This is a genomic window from Butyrivibrio sp. NC3005, assembly GCF_000424545.1.
In the GTDB taxonomy this organism is placed as follows: domain Bacteria; phylum Bacillota; class Clostridia; order Lachnospirales; family Lachnospiraceae; genus Butyrivibrio.
Genome location: NZ_AUKC01000055.1, coordinates 1 through 22,730 on the forward strand (window position 1 = coordinate 1; position 22,730 = coordinate 22,730).

The 22,730-nt window shown below is 35.2% G+C and carries 20 protein-coding genes; 17 read left to right on the plus strand and 3 right to left on the minus strand.

From position 1 onward, the window contains the following. Positions 1 to 354 precede the first annotated feature (354 nt). Positions 355 to 1,239: a hypothetical protein gene (locus tag G634_RS0113165; protein WP_026505677.1), complete on the minus strand. Its 885-nt coding sequence runs from the start codon at positions 1,237 to 1,239 to the stop codon at positions 355 to 357. A 192-nt stretch (positions 1,240 to 1,431) separates the two neighbouring features. On the opposite strand from G634_RS0113165, the gene G634_RS0113170 reads away from it, so the two are divergent. Both G634_RS0113170 and G634_RS0113175 read left to right on the plus strand, forming a co-directional pair. Further along, the gene (locus tag G634_RS0113170) at positions 1,432 to 4,290 is read left to right on the plus strand and encodes a glycosyltransferase family 39 protein (protein WP_026505678.1); all 2,859 of its coding nucleotides are present in this window, start codon (positions 1,432 to 1,434) and stop codon (positions 4,288 to 4,290) included. Between the two features lie 109 nt (positions 4,291 to 4,399). Further along, a complete protein-coding gene (locus G634_RS0113175) occupies positions 4,400 to 5,242 on the plus strand; it encodes a hypothetical protein (RefSeq protein WP_026505679.1) in 843 nt (280 codons plus the stop codon). A gap of 239 nt (positions 5,243 to 5,481) precedes the next feature. On the opposite strand, the gene G634_RS0113180 is transcribed toward G634_RS0113175, so the two are convergent. Continuing rightward, the gene (locus tag G634_RS0113180) at positions 5,482 to 6,084 is read right to left on the minus strand and encodes a recombinase family protein (protein WP_026505680.1); all 603 of its coding nucleotides are present in this window, start codon (positions 6,082 to 6,084) and stop codon (positions 5,482 to 5,484) included. Between the two features lie 221 nt (positions 6,085 to 6,305). Here G634_RS0113180 and G634_RS0113185 point away from each other — a divergent pair, with 221 nt between their 5' ends. The 13 genes from G634_RS0113185 to ftsH all read left to right on the plus strand — a co-directional run bounded on the left by G634_RS0113185 (position 6,306) and on the right by ftsH (position 20,476). Continuing rightward, positions 6,306 to 6,869 carry a GNAT family N-acetyltransferase gene (locus tag G634_RS0113185; RefSeq protein ID WP_026505681.1) on the plus strand — a complete coding sequence of 188 codons (564 nt, stop codon included), beginning with the start codon at positions 6,306 to 6,308 and terminating at the stop codon, positions 6,867 to 6,869. A 306-nt stretch (positions 6,870 to 7,175) separates the two neighbouring features. Further along, positions 7,176 to 8,135 carry a putative ABC transporter permease gene (locus tag G634_RS0113190; protein ID WP_026505682.1) on the plus strand — a complete coding sequence of 320 codons (960 nt, stop codon included), beginning with the start codon at positions 7,176 to 7,178 and terminating at the stop codon, positions 8,133 to 8,135. A 45-nt stretch (positions 8,136 to 8,180) separates the two neighbouring features. Further along, positions 8,181 to 9,041: an AmmeMemoRadiSam system radical SAM enzyme gene (gene amrS / locus G634_RS0113195; protein WP_026505683.1), complete on the plus strand. Its 861-nt coding sequence runs from the start codon at positions 8,181 to 8,183 to the stop codon at positions 9,039 to 9,041. Between the two features lie 14 nt (positions 9,042 to 9,055). Beyond that, positions 9,056 to 10,441 carry an AmmeMemoRadiSam system protein A gene (amrA, locus tag G634_RS0113200; RefSeq protein WP_026505684.1) on the plus strand — a complete coding sequence of 462 codons (1,386 nt, stop codon included), beginning with the start codon at positions 9,056 to 9,058 and terminating at the stop codon, positions 10,439 to 10,441. A gap of 112 nt (positions 10,442 to 10,553) precedes the next feature. Then, positions 10,554 to 11,018 (plus strand): NUDIX hydrolase, encoded by a 465-nt coding sequence (locus tag G634_RS0113205; protein ID WP_026505685.1) that lies wholly within the window; start codon positions 10,554 to 10,556, stop codon positions 11,016 to 11,018. Positions 11,019 to 11,083: 65 nt separating this feature from the next. Further along, on the plus strand, positions 11,084 to 12,037 hold the full coding sequence (locus G634_RS0113210; RefSeq protein ID WP_026505686.1) for a DMT family transporter: 954 nt from the start codon (positions 11,084 to 11,086) through the stop codon (positions 12,035 to 12,037). A gap of 169 nt (positions 12,038 to 12,206) precedes the next feature. Further along, positions 12,207 to 12,770 (plus strand): rhomboid family intramembrane serine protease, encoded by a 564-nt coding sequence (locus G634_RS0113215; RefSeq protein WP_026505687.1) that lies wholly within the window; start codon positions 12,207 to 12,209, stop codon positions 12,768 to 12,770. A gap of 26 nt (positions 12,771 to 12,796) precedes the next feature. Next, the gene (locus tag G634_RS0113220; RefSeq protein ID WP_026505688.1) at positions 12,797 to 13,276 is read left to right on the plus strand and encodes a methylglyoxal synthase; all 480 of its coding nucleotides are present in this window, start codon (positions 12,797 to 12,799) and stop codon (positions 13,274 to 13,276) included. Positions 13,277 to 13,316: 40 nt separating this feature from the next. Beyond that, a complete protein-coding gene (locus G634_RS0113225; protein ID WP_026505689.1) occupies positions 13,317 to 14,189 on the plus strand; it encodes an aldose 1-epimerase family protein in 873 nt (290 codons plus the stop codon). A 191-nt stretch (positions 14,190 to 14,380) separates the two neighbouring features. Further along, on the plus strand, positions 14,381 to 16,576 hold the full coding sequence (locus G634_RS0113230) for an alpha-galactosidase (protein ID WP_026505690.1): 2,196 nt from the start codon (positions 14,381 to 14,383) through the stop codon (positions 16,574 to 16,576). An 8-nt stretch (positions 16,577 to 16,584) separates the two neighbouring features. Further along, positions 16,585 to 17,391, plus strand: a complete 807-nt coding sequence (locus G634_RS0113235; protein WP_026505691.1) for a Cof-type HAD-IIB family hydrolase — start codon at positions 16,585 to 16,587, stop codon at positions 17,389 to 17,391. 32 nt (positions 17,392 to 17,423) lie between these two features. Then, on the plus strand, positions 17,424 to 18,386 hold the full coding sequence (locus G634_RS0113240; protein ID WP_026505692.1) for a carbohydrate kinase family protein: 963 nt from the start codon (positions 17,424 to 17,426) through the stop codon (positions 18,384 to 18,386). Positions 18,387 to 18,535: 149 nt separating this feature from the next. Then, a complete protein-coding gene (gene ftsH, locus G634_RS19250; RefSeq protein ID WP_081676628.1) occupies positions 18,536 to 20,476 on the plus strand; it encodes an ATP-dependent zinc metalloprotease FtsH in 1,941 nt (646 codons plus the stop codon). A gap of 89 nt (positions 20,477 to 20,565) precedes the next feature. Here the strand turns inward: ftsH and G634_RS0113250 are convergent, their stop codons facing one another. Next, positions 20,566 to 21,204 carry a metallophosphoesterase gene (locus G634_RS0113250; protein WP_026505693.1) on the minus strand — a complete coding sequence of 213 codons (639 nt, stop codon included), beginning with the start codon at positions 21,202 to 21,204 and terminating at the stop codon, positions 20,566 to 20,568. A gap of 114 nt (positions 21,205 to 21,318) precedes the next feature. Here G634_RS0113250 and G634_RS0113255 point away from each other — a divergent pair, with 114 nt between their 5' ends. Further along, the gene (locus G634_RS0113255) at positions 21,319 to 22,083 is read left to right on the plus strand and encodes a DUF3592 domain-containing protein (protein ID WP_026505694.1); all 765 of its coding nucleotides are present in this window, start codon (positions 21,319 to 21,321) and stop codon (positions 22,081 to 22,083) included. Between the two features lie 164 nt (positions 22,084 to 22,247). Then, positions 22,248 to 22,445: a hypothetical protein gene (locus tag G634_RS0113260; RefSeq protein WP_026505695.1), complete on the plus strand. Its 198-nt coding sequence runs from the start codon at positions 22,248 to 22,250 to the stop codon at positions 22,443 to 22,445. The last annotated feature ends 285 nt before the right edge of the window (positions 22,446 to 22,730 follow it).

Below are 22,730 nucleotides of genomic sequence, written 5' to 3' on the forward strand. Positions count from 1 at the left end.
TCATTGGATAAAAATAATGATTCTAATTTATATTATCATTATTTGCTAATTAGAACAATAATGCTGATGGCTTAATTCTTTGAAATTAATCATAGATAGCTGGGAATTACGATAACTATAAAAGCCTGTGAAAACGTTTATGTAACGTGTTCACAGGCTTAACTTATATGCGCTCATAGAAGAATAAGAATCATTGTTTATAGCAAGTAACGTTATAAGATTAAAATATTATTCTGCTTCAATGATATTGTTTTTAATGTATCGAGTAGTTGAGGAATGCTTTAAATCAATACATAATAATTATTGAGGTGGGTTGAAAAAATGATACAGTAGAATAAGTTGATGGGAGTTGGATTAGCCTTCACCGCCTGTGCCTTCAGGTCCTTGGTTTTGAGTGTTTTGGCCATTACCGTCTTGGCTTTGAGTGTTTTGGCCATTACCGTCTTGGCTTTGAGTGTTTTGGCCATTACCGTCTTGGCTTTGAGTGTTTTGGCCATTACCGTCTTGGCTTTGAGTGTTTTGGCCATCACCGTCTTGGCTTTGAGTGTTTTGGCCATTACCGTCTTGGCTTTGAGTGTTTTGGCCATCACCGTCTTGGCTTGGAGTGACTTTGCCTGCACCTTCTTCGATTCCACTGCCTGTGTTGTTGTCTTCAGAACTCTCTGACGTCTTTTCAACTATCTTTTCTGGTTCTGGCTGAGGAACGTAAACCGGCTTGGATTCTTCTTCCTGCTTTGCTTTTATTCTTTCATCAACCTTTTCTTCGAACTGTTTAATCTCTTCTTTGATTGAAGTGGTACGAACCGGGAAGTTATTCTGATTTACAACGTTTCCGCTGCTGTCTTTAATCTGACCATTTTCTTCTACTGTGTAAACAGCATTGCCGACACCTGTCATTTTATCCATCTTGATTTGGCTTACAGATGTCTGCTGAGAAAGCTGTGTACCTACTGAATTTACCTGTTCTTCTGAACTACATTTGATAATGTGAGAGCCTTCTTCTAGAAGAACACTGTCTTTATCAACTTTTGAAATGCGTAATGACTTAAATCCCTTTGTAACAGTACCATTAAGCATGATATCCATTCTAAGAGTATCATTGTTAGGGAGTATTAGGATATAGTCGTTACTCATAATTTCAATAGCTTGACCAAAGACACATACCGTACGATGTCCGCCGCCGATTTCCATATCGACAACATCAGCTGCACTAACTTTTATGTTAGCACACAGCATCATTGTAGCGACTGCTACAGATAAAAGAAGTGTTTTTTACTTTTTGCTCATTAAAGATCTCCGTTTCTCTATGAATGCATATACTTGCAAAACACTATCTTTTTTATCATTCCCGAAAAGTTTACTTTTGGGAAAATAAAAAATAGTCATTTCCCAAAAGTAAACTTTATGAGAATAACTCATATCGGAGGACTTATGATTACAGTAAAAAGGGGTATTGCAAGTAAGGAAAGAATCTATTTATACTTTACAGGGATTTTTTTTGCAGGAATTATCTTACGTATTTTGTGCTTTAGAATTATAAGTCGTGATATGAAATTTTTTCTTCTTTCCTGGTATGAACAGTATAAGTCGCTCAGCATAAAAGAGGCACTTGCCACTCAGATTGGTAACTACAATATGCTCTATCAGTTGTGTATTATTATACTGACTAGGCTGCCCTTTGGAGCTGTTGTGAAGTTTAAAATGCTATCATGCATTTTTGATGTGTTATTATCTGTTGCAGTATATTGCGTTATTAAAGAATTAAAAGGTCAGAGAGAAGCTTTAATAGGATTTGCTATATCTTTTCTTCTTCCTACCGTGTGGATTAATTCTGCTGCAAGGGGACAATGTGACAGCATATATGTAGCTATTATTATATGGTCTTTGCTTTTTTTATATAAGAAAAGGTATATTTCCTCATTTATCTTGCTTGGAATTGCTTTGGCATTTAAGTTGCAGACAGTTTTTGTATTTCCATTTATTTTTTGTCTCTTTGTGAAGAAGATTTTGAACAAAGAACCAAAAGTTTTATATTGTTTACTGATTCTGATATCATTTTTTGCAACATCTGTTTTGAACATCATTTCAGGAAGACCTATTACTGATATATTTAAAATTTATGTTGGGCAGGTAACTCAAAAAAATAAAATTTCATTTAATTATCCAAGTTTTTGGTATGTTTTTCCTTTAGAGTACGATTTTGATAAATACTATGCAATATTGATAGCAGGTATCATATTATGCGTGCTTATTTATTATTTTCACAAAAATAAAGCTGATATGTGGGGACAAGATTTCATGTATTGTGCGCTTATCCTTAGCTATACATGTGTATTGTTCTTACCTGCTATGCATGAAAGATATGGATATCTGTACGAAATATTAGCAGTTATGCTTATTGCATCAATTGGATATGGATGGAGTCTTATCCTTGCTATGCAACTTTTAAGTCTTAGGACTTACAATTATTATCTGTTTGGTACTCCTGTAGACATTAAACTTCTTGCAATCATAAATGTATTTGTTTGGCTTATTATACTTATCGGTTTTCATTATCGAAACCAGCTTTATATTATTAGGGATAAGACAAAGCTTTTATTTCAAAGAAATAAAGAAAAGAAAATAGATTTTTTATCAGAGCATTCTAAGTTTGTGATAAATAAGCAGAATATAAAACATATGGCATTATTGTCATTTGTTTTCCTATTGATTGGAAGCTACAGATTAGGAACTTTAAAAGCTCCAGAGACAATGATACTTACAGGTAAAAATGTAATAGGCGCTTCAGAAATTGTTCTTGAATTTCCATATGTTTATGATATGGATTCGATTTACGTTTACCTTGGTGGCAAAAATAATAGTAAGGTAAGTCTGTACACAGTTAAAGATGGTAAATGGGAACAGTTGCCTCAAGTTACTGAAATTAAAAGTGTATATACTTGGAATCGAATTGAAATACAGGATAAAGGGTATCAGTATGACTTCGTTATTAATGATGAAGATGTAGAAATCGGTGAGATAGTATGTGTTAGTAAGAGTGGAGAAATTGTCATTCCCAAAAACGTAGAAGATTATCCTCGATTATTCGATGAACAGAATACTTTCAGTAATCCTCCTACATTCTATCATAGTGCTATGTTTGATGAAGTATATCATGCAAGAACAGCCAATGAATTTATTAAAGGAACTTCAATTTATGAAAATACTCATCCGCCTCTTGGAAAGATAATTATGTCGTTTGGAGTATGGCTGTTTGGAATGAATCCTTTTGGATACAGAATAATGAGTCTTATCTTTGGCACGTTTATGATACCGCTTACATATTTATTTGTGCTAAGACTAACTCATTCGAGTGTGTATTCGCTTCTTGCAGGGATATTGTCCATTACAGGTTTTATGCATTTTACGCTGTCTAGAATCGGTACAATTGATATTTTTGTAGCATTATTTGTATTGGGAATGTTTTACTTTGTATATGCTTTTATGCAGGAGGAGCGCTCGCGTTATCTTTTCTTTGCAGGAGTATATACAGCACTTGGAATATCTACGAAATGGACAGCATGTTATGCAGCAGCAGGCGTTGCAGTTTCGCTTATATGTTTTATGGTCAGAACGAAAATGTCTGATATATCTCCAGAAAATTTAAAGAAATTAAGCCGCTTTATTTGTATGTGTATATGCTTTTTTGTAGTAATTCCGGCTGCATTTTACATTTTGTCATATATACCGTTTGCAAGGGCATATTCTGATCAAAATATAATTGAACATTCTGTTTCAAATAGCTTGCATATGTTGAACTATCATCAACATGCTATGAAAGAGCATCCGTATTCTTCAAAATGGTACACATGGATGTTTGATTTTAAGCCGCTTATAGATAGCAGGACTAGCATTGGTTCTGATACAAGCGTAGTAGCAACGTTTTTGAATCCTTTTTCTAATCTTATAGGATTGTTTAGTGTTGTTTACGTTTTGTATCTTGCTGTTTGGAAGAAAAAAGGTACTGCCAGATTTTTGATTCTAATCTATGTATCAATGTTATTGCCGTGGGTATTCATTGCGAGAACAGTTTTTATCTATCAGTATTTTATATGTTCTCAGCTTTTAATACCTATGATATGTTATAGCATTTATCAACTATCTTTTGTTAATGAGAAAAAGATTATTAGGTTAGTAGGGATTGCATCAACTCTTGCATTTATTATGTTTTTTCCTGTTATATCCGGTATGCCTGTTTCAAAAACATATGTGGATGGATTTCTTAAATGGATGCCTTTTTGGATGTTTTGAGAATTAAAGTTTTCAATGTTTTTTCTTAAAAAGATATTAGAATTGCAAAAATGTAAAATCAATTGCAATTCAATTATCTATAGATGCAAGCACATAAAGGAGGTCTCTTATGAGAAAAAATTTGCAACGCATTGTAGCAATTGTGGCAATGTCAGCACTTGTTATTGGAGCTAGGGTTTCAGTAAAAGCGGCTGACATTACAGAGAAAGATGTTGAGGGTGGAAATCGTTCGATAAGCGTTTATGGAACGGCAATTGAAATCGTAAGTAAAGACTTTATTATGATTATTCCTAACAACAAAACTCTTAGAGTGGATGTTATGATCAATGGCGAAGTGACAAAGGGTCTCGTAGAACTTCGTATTTCAAAGGTTAACCATGATGGTGTTTTCCTTGAGGAAGGTTCTAACATTATCAATTGCAGTTCCAAGGAACAGGTTCAGGATGTTGCTAATCAGCTTTCAAAGCAGACATCTGTAAGTGTAATTAGTCAAGAGCAGATAAAAGGTTCTGGAGATGCTGTTTTTACAATAGCTGAAGATGGCAAGATTAAAGATGCAAACGGCAAAGAAGTAAACAAGAATATTTTCCCTGTTCGCACAAATTCTATCAAAGAAGAAATAAAACAGGTTGAAGAAAGAATAGAAGAAAGAATTAAGACAAGACAGGAAGAAGAATCTAAGCCTGTTTATGTTCCGGCACCAAAGCCGTCAACAGTTCCATCAGTAGCACCATCAATAGTTCCATCAACAGCACCATCAATAGTTCCATCAACAGTTCCATCAATAGCTCCATCAATAGCTCCATCAACAGTTCCATCAGTAGCACCATCAGAAGAACCAACCCCAACCCCAACCCCAACCCCAACACCAACCCCAACACCAACCCCAACCCCAACACCAACCCCAACACCAACCCCAACACCAACCCCAACCCCAACCCCAACCCCATAAAATCCATAACTAATCTATGACACTAAAACTATTTATGACTTAGCATTAGCTTATTACGAAATAATATATATATGAACCTAAAATTGTACAGCTTGCATACTATAGAGACTGCAGAAATTTTTGCAGTCTCTTTTTTACGTCATAGTTAAACATTAGCATATCATTGATAAATCTTTTTTATCAAAGCGTTGTTTTGATTCTTATTTAAGAAACTTATTGTAAAGACGAGCAAAAAATGTTTATAGCTCAAGTTTCTTATACTTTCTATAGAAAGTTGATACAGGCATATTGCACTGTTTTGCAGCCTGAGTAATTGAGATTTCTTTATTCTTCCATTTGCACACTGATTCATGAAAATTTTTCGGGAGCGCTTTTGGCGGTCTTCCAAATTTAACACCTCGTTTCTTTGCGGCGGCTATTCCCTCAGCCTGTCTTTGTCGGATGTTATGTCTTTCGCTTTCTGCAACGTAGCTTAGAAGAGACAGCACGAGGTCACTTATAAATGTTCCCAGCAGATTCTTATCTTTTCTGGTATCTAATAGCGGCATATCTATTACGACGATGTCTGCGTGGAGTTTTTTTGTAATATAACGCCACTGTTCATTCAGATCATTGTAAGAGCGTCCTAATCTGTCGATGGATTCTATAAATAGAACAGAATTCTCATCGAGCTTTTTGAGCATTTTCTGATACTCAGGACGGTCGAAGTTTTTACCTGAAATCTTGTCTATATAAATATTTTTTTTCGGAATATCAAGGTTTTCAAGTGCTATAAGCTGCCTGGCTTCATTCTGATCTCTAGTTGATACGCGGATATATCCGTAATAGTTTTGATTATTCATGATGATAAATCTCCCTTCTTTTTTACAATAAAAGGGTAGAGTATTTGGGACGTGTTACTATTAAGATTTATATAATAAAAATATTTAGATATATACCTAATTAAATATTGACAGAGCATCTTATGAAGTATTACGTTTATAATCAAGCCGAAGCGTTTATACAACGAAATATACAAACATCAAAACGGATTACATAAAGCAATGTAGAAAAAGGAAATTATATGCAGTTAGTAAAATTAAACAAAGATCAGATTGAAAAAATTTACAAAAGCAGGATGGTTTATGATTTTCCAAAAGACGAATTAAAGCCTTTGGAGATGATTTATAAAGCGATTGATGCAGGTTTCTATGAAGGCCTTGGGTTATTTGATAATGGAGACATAGTAGCATACACTTTCATAGTAGAGTATGAAAATAGTTATCTTATCGATTATCTGGCTGTGTATCCGGAACATCGCAGTAGCGGAATAGGTTCGCAGATGCTTAAGTTTATCGAAGAATATTTGCAATCCGCAGACAGGATTATCATTGAAGTTGAAAATCCTGATTATGCAGAAGATTCTAAGGCAAAAGAATTTCAGCAAAGGCGAATAGAGTTTTATAAGAAAAATGGCTGCGTGGATACTGGCGTTAGAGTGTTGTGTTTTAGAGCATATTTTATGGTTCTTGTTACAGGCAAAAGCAAATGGCAAGATGGTGATGACATTTGGAAATACTATGAAGGCTTTTATAAGAAATTTATGCTGGATGAGAAGGTGTATAAGAACATAGACAGATTGTCATGACTTCTTGTCACTTTCATTCAGAAACTCGCATTTACTGCGAGTTTCGTGAGAACAAAAGTCAAGCGGCAAACTGGTCCAAGGCGAAGCCTTTTTAAATGGCCAGTTTGCGTAGTTTTTGGAACGAAGTGACAAAAATCTATGACTTCTTGCTGAGATTTAGGATAATCATCAGCAAGAATCCTGCTTCGCAGGACAAAATTTGTCTTAACGACAAATTTTGGTCTGGTACGGTTATTGATTTTCCTGATGAAAACAATAACCTATAGGTTCTTGTTTTCAGATTGTAGGGAAAGATTGCAGGGTAAAATGGAGTTTTGGATTAATTTATTATTGGTATTTTTTGTTTATTCATTTATTGGATGGTGCATTGAAGTTACGCTTAAATATCGCCAATATGGCAGGTTTATTAACAGAGGATTTTTAATAGGTCCGTGGCTTCCGATTTATGGAGCAGGTGCGGCAGTAATTACAGGTTCAGTAAATGGTATAGCAAGTGTTGAATCAGGAATTGGAACAACTTTTGTGATTTCATTTTTTTCATGTGGGATTTTGGAGTATTTGACTAGCTTTTGCATGGAAAAGCGTTTTCATGCAAGGTGGTGGGATTATAGTACTAAGCCGATGAATCTTCATGGAAGGGTATGGATTGGTAATCTTTTATTGTTTGGACTTGGTGGAATAGGGATTATTCACCTTGTTAATCCTATTTTGTATGCGATGTTTGGGAGTATAAGTCTTTTTACAAAAGAAATAATTGCTGTATGTTTTTCAATTATATTCTTTACGGATTATGTCATTTCGCATTTTGTATTAAAACTTGTGAAAATAGGTGTTGAAACAAGCAAGGCTGATAATACTGAAGAAATAAGTAAGGATGTTAGGCTACTTTTAAGGAATAAGAATATTTTTTACAGAAGATTTGCAGATGCATATCCTGATGTTATATATAGAACTGAGAAAGTCATTGCCAGAATGGAAAGAATTCGCTTGGAAACAGAGCGCATGAGAGCGGAGGCTTCCAGGAAAATAAGCGAAGGCAGGCAGCAGTGGCATGAGAGTAAATCTAGCTTAAATGCCAGTCTTGAGGCTGGGAAAGCGCAGATTAAGTCAAGTCTTGAGCCAACATTTTTGATTAAGAACAAGCTTATAGACAAACAAAATGAACTTATAGATATGTTGTATAATGAAAATACAGCAAGCAGTATAGAAAAAGCGCTTATGGAGGAAATAATACATGAGCGTGAAAGACTTGATAATAGAATTTGATAGGGAGCGATTCGAATAGATAATTCTAACGAAGAGGTCAAAAATATGGCTAGGTGTGATGTATGTTTCAGGCATTGCGAGATTAAAGAGGGTAGCTTTGGCTTTTGCGGCGTTAGAACCTGCAGGGAAGGCATAATCTACCCAGATAACTATGGCAAAATTACTTCTTTAGCGCTTGATCCTACCTGGAAGAAGCCTTTAAGAAGATTTTTTCCAGGCAGTATGATTTTGTCTGTTGGAAGCTACGGATGTAATCTAAGATGTCCCTTTTGCCAGAATTATCAGATTTCATGGTCAGATGAAGTGAATTTGATCAAAAAAGCTGCAAGATATATTTCGCCTTCAAAGCTTGCACTTCTTGCGCAAAGTCAGATAGAAAACGGTAATATTGGAGTGGCATTTACATATAATGAGCCGCTTATTTCGTATGAATACATTCTTGATACAGCCAAAATTCTAGAACAAAATGACCTGAAAACTGTTGTGGTTACTAATGGAATGGCAGATGCTTCTACGATGAATGAGCTTTTTTTACATGTTCATGCCATGAATATAGATTTAAAGGGATTTACCGACCATTATTATGAAGATATATTAAAAGGTAATAGGCAGATGGTAATGGATTTTATCAAGGAAGCCGTAAAACACTTTCATGTTGAACTTACGACTTTAATTATACCTGATGAGAATGATTCCGATGAAGAAATATATAATCTTAGCAAGTGGATTAGTATGTTAGAGGATGAAAATGGTGAAAGAATAGGTCAAAGTATTCCTCTCCATTTATCGAGGTTTTTTCCAAGGTTTCAGATGACACAAAAAGATGCAACTAATATAGAAAAGGTTTATCATTTAAAGCAGATAGCCAGTAAAAATCTTCAATATGTGTATACAGGTAACTGCTAAAAAAGGAGCGTTTTATGGGAATAGAAGCTGCATTTATGGTACCTCATCCGCCTCTTATAATTCCGGAAATCGGAAAGGGGAGTGAAAAAGTTGTTCAAAAAACAATAGAAGCTTACGAACAGGTTGCTGATGAAATTGCTCAGATTAAGCCTTCAACTATTATTATCAGCAGTCCTCATAGCGTTATGTATTCGGATTATTTTCATATATCACCGGGAGATTTTGCCAAGGGAGATTTTGGAGGTTTTAGAGCGTCTAGCGTATCTTTTAAAGAGGAGTATGATACTGTTCTTCGTGATAGAATTTGCGAAATTGCAGACTCTGCAAGGTTTCCGGCTGGAACTTTGGGTGAAAAGGATCCATGTCTTGATCATGGAACAATGGTTCCTTTATGGTTTATACGCAGGAAATATAAAGGCGGGAAGATTATTCGCATCGGGCTATCAGGTCTTAGTCTGTCTGACCATTACAGATTTGGAGAAATGATAGCAAAAGCAGTAGATGAATGCGGGTCAAGGGCTGTTTTTGTAGCAAGCGGAGATTTATCACATAAGCTAAAAGAAACAGGTCCTTACGGTTTTGCTCCAGAAGGTCCTGTTTATGATGAAAAGATAATGGAAGTAGCAAAAAGTGCCTCATTTGGGGATATGTTTTATTTTGACGAAGACTTGTGTGAAAAAGCTGCTGAGTGCGGGCATCGTTCTTTTGTAATAATGGCTGGTACGTTGGATGGAAAAGCTGTTAGGGCAAATGTATATTCGCATCAGGATGAGACTGGTGTAGGGTATGGAATAGCATCTTTTTACCCTATAAAAAATGATGATACAAGGCATTTTAGGCAGATGTATATTGAAAAGCTTAAAGAAAAAGTTAAAGAGAAAACAAACAATTCCGATGAGTATGTTCGTCTTGCCAGAAAATCTCTTGAGAGCTATATTCTACAGGGAGAAGTCATTGATATACCTGACAATCTTCCGGATAAGATGTTATTAGATAAGGCAGGAGTATTCGTATCAATTCACAAAGAAGGAAATCTTCGCGGCTGCATAGGTACCTTTTTGCCGACTAGGGAGAATGTGGCTTTAGAGATTATTTATAATGCGATAAGTGCATCTACCAAAGATCCGAGGTTTACTTCGATAAAACCTGAAGAGCTTCCATTTTTGGAGATAAATGTTGACGTTTTGAGTAGTCCTCAAGACATAGAATCTAAAGATGAACTTGATGTCAAACGTTACGGTGTTATAGTAAGTTCTGGTAGTAGAAGAGGTTTGCTGTTACCAGATCTTGAAGGCGTAGATACAGTTGATAGACAGATATCAATAGCAATGCAAAAGGGCGGAATTTACGAGGGTGAAGAAGTTAAACTTCAGAGATTTGAGGTGGTTAGACATTTTTAGCTTTTTAGTCAGGCAAAATTGTGTCTGAGACAAAAAATATTAGTATCAAAAAATTATATTAAAACATTATATTAAAATTTTAAATAAAACCTTTTTAGAATAGGACAAATATATGGTAAACACAACTTTATGTTATTTGAAGCATGATAATAAGTATCTTATGCTTTTTCGCAACAAAAAAGAAGCAGATTTAAATGAAGGAAAGTGGATAGGTATAGGCGGACATGTAGAGGATAAAGAAACTCCTGAAGAATGTATGATAAGAGAAATGAAAGAAGAAACAGGACTTACATTAACGTCTCTTCGTTATAGAGCGCTTATTACTTTTGTTTCTGATATTTACGAAACAGAGTACATGCATTTGTTTACTGCAGATGATTTTGAAGGAAAGTTGGTTTCTTTTTGTAATGAGGGAACCCTTTCTTGGATAGACGAAGATAAACTTCTTGATTTGCCGACCTGGGAAGGTGACAGGAAGTTTTTGCCTTTGATTATGGATGATAAAACAGGCTTTTTTACTATGAAGCTTGTCTATGAGAAAGACAAACTCATTGAGTGTACTAAGGCTTTCTACTAAGCATTATTTGTGTAGACGAGATTTTATGTTAGAAAAAATAAAAAGGGTTATGGTAGTAGTTTGTCATGCAAAACAGTAAAGAAAATAAAGAAAATTTAAACAACACATTTTTGAGTAATAAAGTAGTCGTCTTAGTACTTGCAGTAATATGCTGTCTTTTGTGGGGCAGCGCTTTTCCTAGTATTAAAATTGGATATAAGTTATTTGGAATTGGTTCCAAGGATAGTATGTCGCAGATTCTTTTTGCGGGAATAAGATTCTTTCTTGCAGGAATTCTGGCCGTTATATTTGGAAGTATCCTTCAAAAGAAGTTCCTATTTCCTGCAAAAAAGTCTTGGAGAATGGTTTTTAATCTTAGCATTTTTCAGACAATTTGTCAGTATTTTTTCTTTTACATGGGACTTGCTCATGCATCAGGTGTTAAATCTTCGATAATCAATGGAATGAGTACTTTCTTTGCAATCCTTTTAGCATGTCTTGTTAGAAAACAGGAAAAGCTTTCTGTAAGCAAAATAATCGGGTGCATTCTAGGTGCATGCGGCGTAATAATAGTCAGTTTGTCTGGAGGCAGTCTTGGTGATAGCTTTGCAATAAAGGGAGAAGGATTTATTCTTATTGCATCTGTATCCTATGCTATATCTTCTGTTCTTATAAAGGATTATTCCGCTAAAGAAAATCCAGTGACATTAAGCGGATATCAATTTATAGTAGGCGGGATTGTTATGATTCTTGTAGGACTTTTGGCAGGTGGAAGACTAAATATGACTTCACCATCAGGAATACTACTTATTATTTATATGGCGCTTATTTCGTCAGTTGCTTATTCAATCTGGGGAATATTGTTAAAGTATAATCCGGTTTCATCTGTTACAATATATGGATTTACAAATCCTATATTTGGAGCAGTTTTGTCAGCGGTTTTTCTTGCAGAATGGAATACAATATCAGTAAAATACCTAATTTCACTTATTCTAGTAAGTCTTGGAATCTATATAGTTAATAGAGAAAACAGTAAGTAAATTTGAAACAGAAAATAAAACAGAAAATTTTAGAAAAAGTGATAAAAATTTTAAAAAATTAAAATGATTCTTTTTTTCATTTCCATTTCGAAGAATAATGCGGTAAAATATTATCTGTTTGGGATGTTTTTTAATGGCTTACTTATTTTTGCAGTGAAGGGGAGAAAAAATGAAAAAGTTAAAAATATCGTATAATTCGCCAGTCGTTCTTACGTTTGTTCTTATTTGTGCTATTGTGTTGGTCGTGGGAATGATTACACGTGGTAATAGCACTAAGTTATTGTTTATGACTTATCATTCGCCACTTAACGATTTTTTAACGTATCCGAGATTTTTTACACATGTTTTTGGACATGGAGGATGGGAGCATTTTATTAACAATGCAGCATATTTATTGTTACTAGGACCTATGCTTGAAGAAAAGCATGGATCAAAAGTTTTAATCAAGATAATTGCAATAACAGCTTTTGCAACTGGTATTGTAAATTATATATTTTTTCCGTCAGTTGCCCTTTGTGGTGCAAGTGGAGTAGTTTTTGCTTTTATTATTCTTGCCTCATTTACAGGATTTAAAAATGGTGAAATTCCGCTTACATTTATTCTGGTGGCTGCTATCTATATCGGGCAGCAAGTAATAGAAGGAATAACGGTGACTGACAATATTTCGAACATGGCACATATTATTGGTGGGGGTGTAGGTGCTGTGCTTGGATATGTTTTGAACAAGAAATAATTTTTTACAAGAAGGAATGGAGTACTATGTCAGAAACTATTACATTAACAATCAAGAAGCAGAAAAATATCGCGCTCATCGCACATGATGGGAAAAAAGCTGAACTTATAGAGTGGTGCAAGGAAAATGCAGATATTCTTAGAAAGCATTCTCTTTGCGGAACAGGAACAACTGCTCGAATGATTACTGATGCTACAGAGTTGCCTGTTAAAGGTTACAATTCAGGTCCTCTTGGTGGAGATCAGCAGATTGGAGCTAAAATCGTAGAGGGAAAAGTTGACTTTGTTGTATTCTTTTCTGATCCACTTACTGCAGCACCTCATGATCCTGATGTGAAGGCGCTTATGAGAATTGCGCAGGTATATGACATACCTTTTGCAAATAATAAAGCTACAGCTGATTTCCTTATCAAATCTTCACTTATGGATGAGGAATATGATCACGAAGTTATCAATTTCAAAAAGAACATAGAAAAGAGAGCTGAATCATTAGATTGCGGACTTTAATTCTATTGTTTTAGCTTGAGTTTAATGGGGAGGAAATTATATGAGCATTATAGGTTTATCAAACGACAAAATCAGTATAAGTGTTAATACTCACGGAGCCGAACTTGTTAGTGTTGTTCGAAAAGACACTGATAAAGAACTTATGTGGTGCGGTGATTCGAGGTATTGGGGAAGAGTCTCCCCTGTATTGTTCCCGTTTGTTGGTAAACTCGAACAGCAGAGATATGTCTGGAAAGGAAATGTTTATGAGAATATTCCTCAGCACGGATTTGCAAGAGATTCTGAGTTTACACTTGTAGAGCAGCTTCCTGATACTTTATGGTTTGAACTTATAAAGGATGAGAAATGGTCTCAGAATTACCCTTTTGATTTCAGGCTTCGAATTGGTTACAGGCTCGAAGGGTCATTTATACATGTAATGTGGACTGTTATAAATGAAGGTGGTGACGAGCTTTTCTTTTCAATTGGAGCCCATCCGGCATTTTCTTGTGAAGAAGGTCTTAATGATTATGAGCTTGATTTACATACAAATAAATCAGAAATTGAATGTGGAGTTTTGACTTGTAATGGAGTCCTCAGTTCAAAAACAGTAACACATAAACTTGAAAATGGAGTACTTAAGCTTACTGATAAGATGTTTGACGATGATGCTCTTATAATTGATGGCAAAGGAATAAACACAATTACTTTAGAAAAAAGAAATGGCGAAAAGCTTTTACAACTCAAATTTGATGCTCCACAGATTGGCATATGGTCTCCTGCAAAATTAAAAGCTCCATTTGTCTGCATTGAACCTTGGTTTGGAAGATGTGATAAAGAAGGTTTTGATGGAGATCTTTCTATGAGAGAGTATTCTAATAGCCTTATGAGCGGACATTCTTTTAATAAAGAATATGTGATTGAAGTGTTGTAATCTTGATTTAGATTTATTGAAATGATTTTTTAATAAGGTTATAAACTGATTAGGTTCTTGGTTTTGTTTAGAAATCAGGAACCTAAGCTTTATCGTTTATTATTATTGGGTAGATGAGTTTTGCTTGGTTGTAATAACACATGAGCAAAACGGACTACATAAAAAATAACCAAAAGGTTATAGGGGGCGTTATGAATATTGAGTATTTTGAGACTTCAAGAGTCTTTAAAATTGATACAAATAGTACTAGTTACATTATGGCGGTTTGCGACAGGGAAAAGTTTCTTGGACATGTTTACTACGGTCAGAAGATTTCAGATTCTGACGTGAATTACCTTCTTAGGCTGAATGAGAATCCTTTTGTACCAAGCTTAAACAGTAGGGATAGAGGGGCTTTTTTGGATAGCTTTCCAACAGAGTTTTCTGGTCATAATGTAGGTGATTACAGAGAAAGCTCAATTGAAGTTATTGATAAGAATGGTAATCGCGGTGTTTCTCTGTTTTACAAATCACATTCTATCTATAAGGGAAAAAAGAAGCTTTATGGTCTTCCATCTACATTTGCTCCTGATGATAAATGCATGACATTGGAGATTCATTTGGAAGATGATGTGTTAAATCTTGAAGTTGTTCTTTTTTATAGCATTTTCGAAGATAGTGATGCAATTACAAGAAGCGTTAAAGTTATAAACAAAAGTGATGATACTATAAGCCTTACCAAAATCATGTCTGTCTGCGTAGATATGGATGATGACAATTTCCAAATGCTTGATTTACAAGGAGCCTGGGCTAGAGAGCGTCAGATTGAGTACAGATCAATTGGTCATGGCAAGCAGAGCATTGGTTCTACTAGAGGAGAATCTTCGCATCAGGAAAATCCGTTTATTGGATTATGTGATCAGAGCATATCTCAGGATAGCGGTAGGATATATGGATTTCACTTTATTTATTCAGGAAACTTTATAGCTCAGGTCGAGAAGAATCAGTTTGATATGCTTAGAATTACTATGGGAATTCATCCTGATAATTTCTCCTTTGAGTTACAAAAAAATGAAGAGTTTACAGCACCTGAGGCAGTTTTAGTGTTTTCTTCTGAAGGACTTGGAAAGATGACTAGAACTTTCCATGATTTATACAGAAATCATCTTATTAGAAGTCCATACAAAAACAAAAAAAGACCTATTCTGATCAATAACTGGGAAGCAACCTATTTTGACTTTGATTCTGAAAAGCTTATTTCTATTGCAAAAGAGGCTAAAACTCACGGAATAGAAATGCTCGTTATGGATGATGGCTGGTTTGGAAAAAGAAATGATGATAATTCAAGCCTTGGAGACTGGCAGGTTAATGAAGATAAGTTAAAAGGCGGTTTGAAGAATCTTGTAGATAGAGTTAATGAAATAGGACTTAAATTTGGTATTTGGTTCGAACCTGAGATGGTATCTCCTGATTCAGACCTTTATAGAGAGCATCCTGACTGGGCAATAGCTATACAGGGTAGGATGCCGAGTCGTTCCAGAAACCAGTTTGTACTTGATCTTAGTAGAAAAGAGGTTGCTGATTACGTATATGAATCTGTTGCAAAGATTCTAAGAAGTGCCAATATCGAGTATGTTAAGTGGGATATGAATAGACAGCTTTCAGATATTGGCAGCAGTGGTCTTGCTCCGCAAAGACAGGGTGAACTAATGCATAGGTATGTCCTTGCTGTATACGATTTACAGGAAAGATTAATAACAGAATTTCCAGATTTACTCCTTGAGAATTGTTCAGGAGGCGGTGGAAGATTTGATCCTGGAATGCTTTATTACAGTCCTCAAATCTGGTGCTCTGATGATACAGATGCTATCGAAAGACTTTCTATTCAGGAGGGAACAGCTCTTTTATATCCATTATCTACTATGGGTGCTCATGTTTCAGATTGTCCTAATCACATTGTTGGTAGGACAACACCATTTGAAACAAGAGGAAATGTGGCACTTGCCGGAACTTTTGGATATGAACTTGATATTACCAAAATATCTAATGAGGACAAAAATCAAATCTCAAAACAGGTAGAAATGTACCATAAGTACAATGACCTTGTAAGAGAAGGAGATTACTATAGAATTGCTTCCTATAGAGAAAATCATTATTTTGATTGCTACATGGTAGTATCCAAGGATAAAAAGAAAGCTTTAGTAACCTATGTTCAGGTTAGAAATAGAGCAAATGCACATGTTAGGAAGATTCGTCTTAAAGGACTTGATCCACAGAAAAAATATACAGTTGAAGGCATGGAGAAAGCATACTACGGCGATACACTTCTTAATGCTGGAATTGTAGTAAAGAATATGAGGGGAGATAGTCAGTCGACTCTTATATATATTAGAGAAGTTGAAGGATAATAAAAAGTATGAATTATAGAGCAATAGCATTGGATTTGGATGGAACACTTACTAACAGCAAGAAAGAAGTCAGTAAGCGCAATAAAGATGCTGTAAAAATGGCAGCACAAAAAGGTATAAAGATTATTATTGCAACAGGAAGACCAACTCCTGGTGTAACCAAAATTTCACATGTATTGGAACTTGATAAAGTAGGAGGATACGTTCTTGCGTATAATGGCGGTCTGATTATTGACTGTAAAAGCGGCGAGGTTGTAAGAAGAGAAACAATACCAACAGAGTATTACCATACAATTGTTTCATCAGCCAGAAGACATGGAGTAACAGCGCTTACTTATGATAGTGAAGGTATTATTACTGAAAATGACAAAGATGAATATGCACACATAGAAGCTAGAATAAATGGTATTCCTGTAAAAAAAGTATTTCAACTAGATAGAGTTGCTGCAAATGATCCTGTTGTAAAATTTCTGATAGTCGGAGAGCCTAAGAAGCTCAAACCTGTTTATGATGATTTGAAGGAAAAGATGGAAGGAAAAGTAACTATCTTTTACTCAGAACCGTATTTTTTGGAAGTAATGCCAAATGGAATAGAAAAGGCATCTTCACTTGAATTGTTGCTTAACAAGTTGGATATAGATAGGAAGTATTTAATGGCTTGTGGAGACGGTTTTAACGATATTCCTATGCTGAAGTATGCTGGACTAGCAGTAGCAATGGAAAATGCTCAGGAAGAAACAAAACAGTGGGCAGATTTTATTGCACCGTCAAATGATGAAGATGGTGTTGGTATAGCTATTGAGAAGTTCATATAAATTAGAAAAAATAAAAATGGAGAGGGTATTGTATGAAGACATGTGAGGTAGTAGCTTTAGGGGAACTATTGATTGATTTTACACAAAATGGTATGAGTTCTCAGAATAATCCGATGTATGAGGCTAATCCTGGAGGAGCACCATGCAATGTTTTGGCTATGCTTCAGAATCTTGGGATTTCAACAGCTTTCATCGGAAAAGTTGGCAAAGATCAGTTTGGCGAGTTTTTAAAGGGAAGGGTTGCAGATAGAGGAATAGATGTAACTGGTCTATACGAGGATGTGAATAGTCCGACTACTCTTGCATTTGTTAAGAAAAACGAAAATGGCGACAGGGATTTTTCTTTTTATAGAGATCATGGCGCAGATGTTATGCTAACAAGTAAAGAAGTTATGGCAAACAGTGAGCTGATTGAGAATACAAAAATATTTCATTTTGGTTCTCTTTCAATGACAGCTTCGCCGTGCACAGAGGCTACAAAGACTGCGATTGAAATTGCAAAGAAAAGTGGATCTCTTTTATCTTTTGATCCAAATTATAGAGAACCTTTGTGGGATAGTGTGGATCATGCAAAAGAAGCAATAGAATATGGATTTAGTAAGTGTGATATTCTTAAAATTTCTGACAATGAGATAGAGCTTATGACAGGCGAATCAGATATTGATGCAGGAATTGAGAAGATAATAGGCAAGTATAATATTCCACTTGTTTTTGCTACTCTTGGAGAAAACGGCAGTAAAGCTTTTTATAAGAATCTTAAAGTATACGATAAGGGAATAAGAAGTGATAAGACAATTGAAACAACAGGCGCAGGAGATACATTTTGTGCGTGTGCACTTTCATTTGTTCTTAAGTATGGAATTGACAATCTGAATGAAGAACGTTTATCAGAACTTCTTCACTTTGCTAATACTGCTGCCTGCATTATTACGACAAGACGTGGTGCATTATCTGTAATGCCGACAAGAGAAGAGATTAAGCAATATTTACAATAATCTTTAGATTTTTGTTTTTTACGCATAGTTTATAAAAGCTTTATCACTGCAAACGGCTTGTATGTGTTATTATTTAATACAGTTGGGTAATTCTCTTCAAAACATCATTTGATAGATTACAATAAAAAGCTCATAGAAAGGAATTATAAATGAACGAAGTAAAAGAACCTAAAAAGCCGATGATGTTCTATTATCTTGCAGTTCTTATCGTTATAGTGTTGTTGAATTTATTTATTTCACCAATGCTGGTATCAGGAAACGCCAAGAAGGTTGCATATAGTACATTCATCAGTGATACAGAGAATAATAAAATTAAAAAAGCAATAATCAGTTCCAAGGATATTTTTTATACTGATTCCGAAGGAAACAACTATTACACTAGCGTTATAAATGACCCCGATTTGGTGAAAAGACTTTCAGAACATTCAGTAAAGTTCTATAGTGAAATTGAAAAAGAGTCTTCACCTATTTTGGAATTTATTCTGTCCTTCATTCTTCCTATCATTATCTTTGTACTGATTGGAAGGTGGTTTAGCAGTCGTCTTATGGACAAGATGGGCGGCGGCAGTGGAAGTTCGATGATGTTCGGCAATATAGGTAAGAGTAACGCCAGAGTATATGTTCAGTCTACAGAGGGAATTAAGTTTGGTGATGTAGCCGGCGAAGAGGAAGCTAAGGATAATCTTAAGGAAATTGTAGATTATCTTCATGATCCTCAGAAGTACAAAGATATTGGTGCGTCCATGCCTAAGGGAATTCTTCTTGTAGGACCTCCTGGAACAGGTAAGACTATGCTGGCTAAAGCTGTAGCTGGTGAAGCAGATGTTCCATTCTTTTCAATAAGTGGTTCTGAATTTGTAGAGATGTTTGTTGGTATGGGTGCTTCTAAGGTTAGAGATCTTTTTAAACAGGCAAAAGAAAAAGCTCCATGTATTGTGTTTATCGACGAAATCGATGCTATTGGTAAAAAGAGAGATGGACATTTTAGTGGCAATGACGAACGTGAGCAGACTTTGAACCAGCTTCTTACAGAGATGGATGGTTTTGAAGGAAATAACGGCGTTATGATTCTGGCAGCTACTAACAGACCGGAATCCCTTGATCCTGCGCTTACAAGACCAGGAAGATTCGATAGACGAGTTCCTGTTGAACTTCCAGATCTTAAGGGAAGAGAAGATATTCTAAGAGTACATGCCAAGAAGATTAAGATTTCTTCAGATGTTGACTTCAACAAAGTTGCCAGAATGGCAGCAGGTTCTTCAGGTGCTGAACTTGCAAATATAGTGAATGAAGCGGCGCTTAGAGCCGTTAGAAGTTCAAGACGTTTTGCAACTCAGGCAGACCTTGAAGAGAGTATTGAAGTAGTAATAGCAGGATATCAGAAGAAAAATTCGATTATGACAGACAAAGAAAAGCTAATCGTTTCTTACCACGAAGTTGGTCATGCTCTTGTTGCTGCAATGCAGAAGCACAGCGCTCCTGTTCAAAAAATCACAATTGTTCCTAGAACAAGTGGTGCTCTTGGATATACAATGCAGGTTGAAGAAGAAGGCAACCATTACCTTATGAGCAAGGAAGAACTTGAGAACCAGATAGCTACTTTAACAGGTGGTAGAGCTGCTGAAGAAATTGAGTTTGGCTCAGTTACAACTGGTGCCAGCAATGATATCGAACGAGCAACCAAGATGGCAAGAGCTATGGTTACTCGCTATGGTATGACTGATGATTTTGATATGGTTGCTCTTGAAACTGTTAACAATCAGTATCTTGGTGGAGATACATCACTTGCTTGTTCTGCAGAAACAGCTGCTTTGATTGACAAGAAAGTTGTTGAAACTGTAAGAATCCAGCACGAAAAAGCTCTTACAATTCTTCGAGATAATAAGAAAAAGCTTGATGAAATTGCTAAGTTCCTGTATGAGAAAGAGACAATTACAGGCGAAGAGTTTATGGAAATTCTAAATCGAAAAGATGAAGACATAATCGATGTATCATTTGAAAGTGGTGATTTACTTGAAAAAAGTGATTCTTCTTCAGCTTCAAATGATAGTGATTCTTTGCTTGCTCATTCTAGAACTGATGAGATCTAAGATAATCATTTTGGCTATGAACGTAAGTAAAGGCTAAAAAGAAAAACAGGTTCAGAAAAGCTACTAGTTAGCAAAACTGAACCTGTTTTTTATAATTCATTCCAATCAGGATAAATCTTTTCCATTCGCTTATTATTGGTTGCAATCCATTCTTCAAGTGAAAGAGGAGTGTAATCCGAATACATGCAGAAGCAGTTAATCATATTACAGGGAATACTATGCATATTTCCATCTATTCCCTCGCGTATTGTTTTTTTAGTTTGATAGATAAAAGATTCCATAAGTCTTTGGTCTGTCGTGTTGTGAACATGTCCGTACAACATATACGATTTTGGAGATTGATCGTGCTTCATGTGATATTGCCCGTTGTAGAACATAATAGGGTAGTGAGAACAGATGACTTTTCTGTGATTGTCATGAAGTTCTTCATAAGGTTTAATCCATTCAAAACGGGCGGAATTATAGGCTTTATTAGTAAGATATCTATCATGATTTCCTTGAATAAGCCATATTTTTCCATTTAATCTGTCTAGAAGCTCATTCGTTTCCTCCGGTTTGCCGAATGACAAATCTCCAAGAACAACAACTGTGTCATTTTTTCTGACTTTATCATTCCACTTTTTCAGCATGTATTCATTCATTTCTTCTACAGAAGAAAAACCACGCTTATCCATTTTTGTATTTAAGGCTGCATGAAAAAAATGGCAGTCTGCAATGTAATATCTCATATAGTTTTCCTTTGGTTGTATTTTGTAGGTATTTATTGTATCATATATTGGTTACAGTTGTGACCAGCAGTAGAAATATTCTTTATATGTTATTAGTAACAAGGGGGAATTTGTATGAACAAAAAAATAAGCGGAGAAAAGACAATTACACTTTTATGTGTAATTTTTTTAGTGATTGGAGTTGCAAGTATAATTGCATCTATAATTATTACATCCAGTATGGTCAGATTTTCAGGTTCTTGTGTAAAGACACAGGCAGTAGTAGAGGGCGTAGAAAGCTATACTACTTCATCATCATCATCAAAGCATGGATCCCACAAGGAAATTCATTACACAACTTATGTAACTTATGAATATGAAGGAATAGAATACAAAGCAATACAGGTCGATAATATTCCAAAGGCTTTTCTTTTGGAAAAGGGAGATTATATAAATATCTATATTGACTCCAAAAATCCCGAAAATGCCAAAGAAGAAAATTATAAAAATGATTATCTTGTAGGAATTGTGATTTCCACAGTAATTGGAGTTATTTTTACGGTAATATCCATTATTGTGTTTGTCACATTTAAAATGAGAAAAATAAATAGTAAGAAGCTCAAGGAAACAGGTATTCAGATTACTGCTCATGTTCATAGTATAGATTTGAATAGGGCGGTTGCCATCAATGGAAAAAATCCATATATTGTATACGTATCTTATACAAATCCTGCTGATGGAAAGCTTTATTATTTCAAGAGTAACAATTTATTTCAGAATCCGAATTTGTGTATACAGATTGGTATGCCTGTAACTGTGTATGTTAAGCCGAATGATATGTCAAGATATTATGTCGATGTTGAAAGCATAATGCAAAATAAAATAGTTGATTATACTTAAATCAATTCATAATCTTAATAAGAAATAGTAAAGAATTCTGATTAGTATGCCGAAATATCATTAAAGAATCGCTTGATTTTTTCTTCCTTGTTGCTGGCTATTGGAAGAGGTCATTCGTATTCGCACATTTTTTTAATAACCAAGTGACCATTTAGGAGGACGCGATGGTTTCATATATATGTGTTCAAGGTGACGACGGCACTAGTCGTACTTACTATTGTTTGAATGAGGAAGGTACAGCTTGGCTGGAATTAGATCCAACAACTGGGTGTTATAACAAGTTGTTTGGAGTCAGTTATGGCGCGATTATGCTTATGGCAAGACGTAATGGCATGAAATTCGAAACCTCAGCGGATATATAATATTTAATCAAAATCTTTTAATACCTGTCATAATATTTTGTAGTTAAGCTTTTAAAACTTCGTATTTTTAAATAATCAGTATATTAAAAAGGGACTCTATCTAGAGCCCTTTTTTAAGTTAATCTATTAAAATAATTGTTCTAAAACTTACATTTTTCATTTAGTTCTAAGTCAGTATGTGCAAAAATCTATAGATTTTTGTCACTACGTTCCAAAAACTACGCAAACTGGCCATTTGAAAAGGCTTCGCCTTGGACCAGTTTGCCGCTTGACTTTTGTTCTCAC

Excerpts from the sequence above, each read along its gene's own strand:
- G634_RS0113165 (WP_026505677.1), bottom strand. The coding sequence starts at position 1,239 with ATGATGCTGTGTGCTAACATAAAAGTTAGTGCAGCTGATGTTGTCGAT.
- G634_RS0113170 (WP_026505678.1), top strand. The coding sequence starts at position 1,432 with ATGATTACAGTAAAAAGGGGTATTGCAAGTAAGGAAAGAATCTATTTA.
- G634_RS0113175 (WP_026505679.1), top strand. The coding sequence starts at position 4,400 with ATGAGAAAAAATTTGCAACGCATTGTAGCAATTGTGGCAATGTCAGCA.
- G634_RS0113180 (WP_026505680.1), bottom strand. The coding sequence starts at position 6,084 with ATGAATAATCAAAACTATTACGGATATATCCGCGTATCAACTAGAGAT.
- G634_RS0113185 (WP_026505681.1), top strand. The coding sequence starts at position 6,306 with ATGCAGTTAGTAAAATTAAACAAAGATCAGATTGAAAAAATTTACAAA.
- G634_RS0113190 (WP_026505682.1), top strand. The coding sequence starts at position 7,176 with ATGGAGTTTTGGATTAATTTATTATTGGTATTTTTTGTTTATTCATTT.
- amrS (WP_026505683.1), top strand. The coding sequence starts at position 8,181 with ATGGCTAGGTGTGATGTATGTTTCAGGCATTGCGAGATTAAAGAGGGT.
- amrA (WP_026505684.1), top strand. The coding sequence starts at position 9,056 with ATGGGAATAGAAGCTGCATTTATGGTACCTCATCCGCCTCTTATAATT.
- G634_RS0113205 (WP_026505685.1), top strand. The coding sequence starts at position 10,554 with ATGGTAAACACAACTTTATGTTATTTGAAGCATGATAATAAGTATCTT.
- G634_RS0113210 (WP_026505686.1), top strand. The coding sequence starts at position 11,084 with ATGCAAAACAGTAAAGAAAATAAAGAAAATTTAAACAACACATTTTTG.
- G634_RS0113215 (WP_026505687.1), top strand. The coding sequence starts at position 12,207 with ATGAAAAAGTTAAAAATATCGTATAATTCGCCAGTCGTTCTTACGTTT.
- G634_RS0113220 (WP_026505688.1), top strand. The coding sequence starts at position 12,797 with ATGTCAGAAACTATTACATTAACAATCAAGAAGCAGAAAAATATCGCG.
- G634_RS0113225 (WP_026505689.1), top strand. The coding sequence starts at position 13,317 with ATGAGCATTATAGGTTTATCAAACGACAAAATCAGTATAAGTGTTAAT.
- G634_RS0113230 (WP_026505690.1), top strand. The coding sequence starts at position 14,381 with ATGAATATTGAGTATTTTGAGACTTCAAGAGTCTTTAAAATTGATACA.
- G634_RS0113235 (WP_026505691.1), top strand. The coding sequence starts at position 16,585 with ATGAATTATAGAGCAATAGCATTGGATTTGGATGGAACACTTACTAAC.
- G634_RS0113240 (WP_026505692.1), top strand. The coding sequence starts at position 17,424 with ATGAAGACATGTGAGGTAGTAGCTTTAGGGGAACTATTGATTGATTTT.
- ftsH (WP_081676628.1), top strand. The coding sequence starts at position 18,536 with ATGAACGAAGTAAAAGAACCTAAAAAGCCGATGATGTTCTATTATCTT.
- G634_RS0113250 (WP_026505693.1), bottom strand. The coding sequence starts at position 21,204 with ATGAGATATTACATTGCAGACTGCCATTTTTTTCATGCAGCCTTAAAT.
- G634_RS0113255 (WP_026505694.1), top strand. The coding sequence starts at position 21,319 with ATGAACAAAAAAATAAGCGGAGAAAAGACAATTACACTTTTATGTGTA.
- G634_RS0113260 (WP_026505695.1), top strand. The coding sequence starts at position 22,248 with ATGGTTTCATATATATGTGTTCAAGGTGACGACGGCACTAGTCGTACT.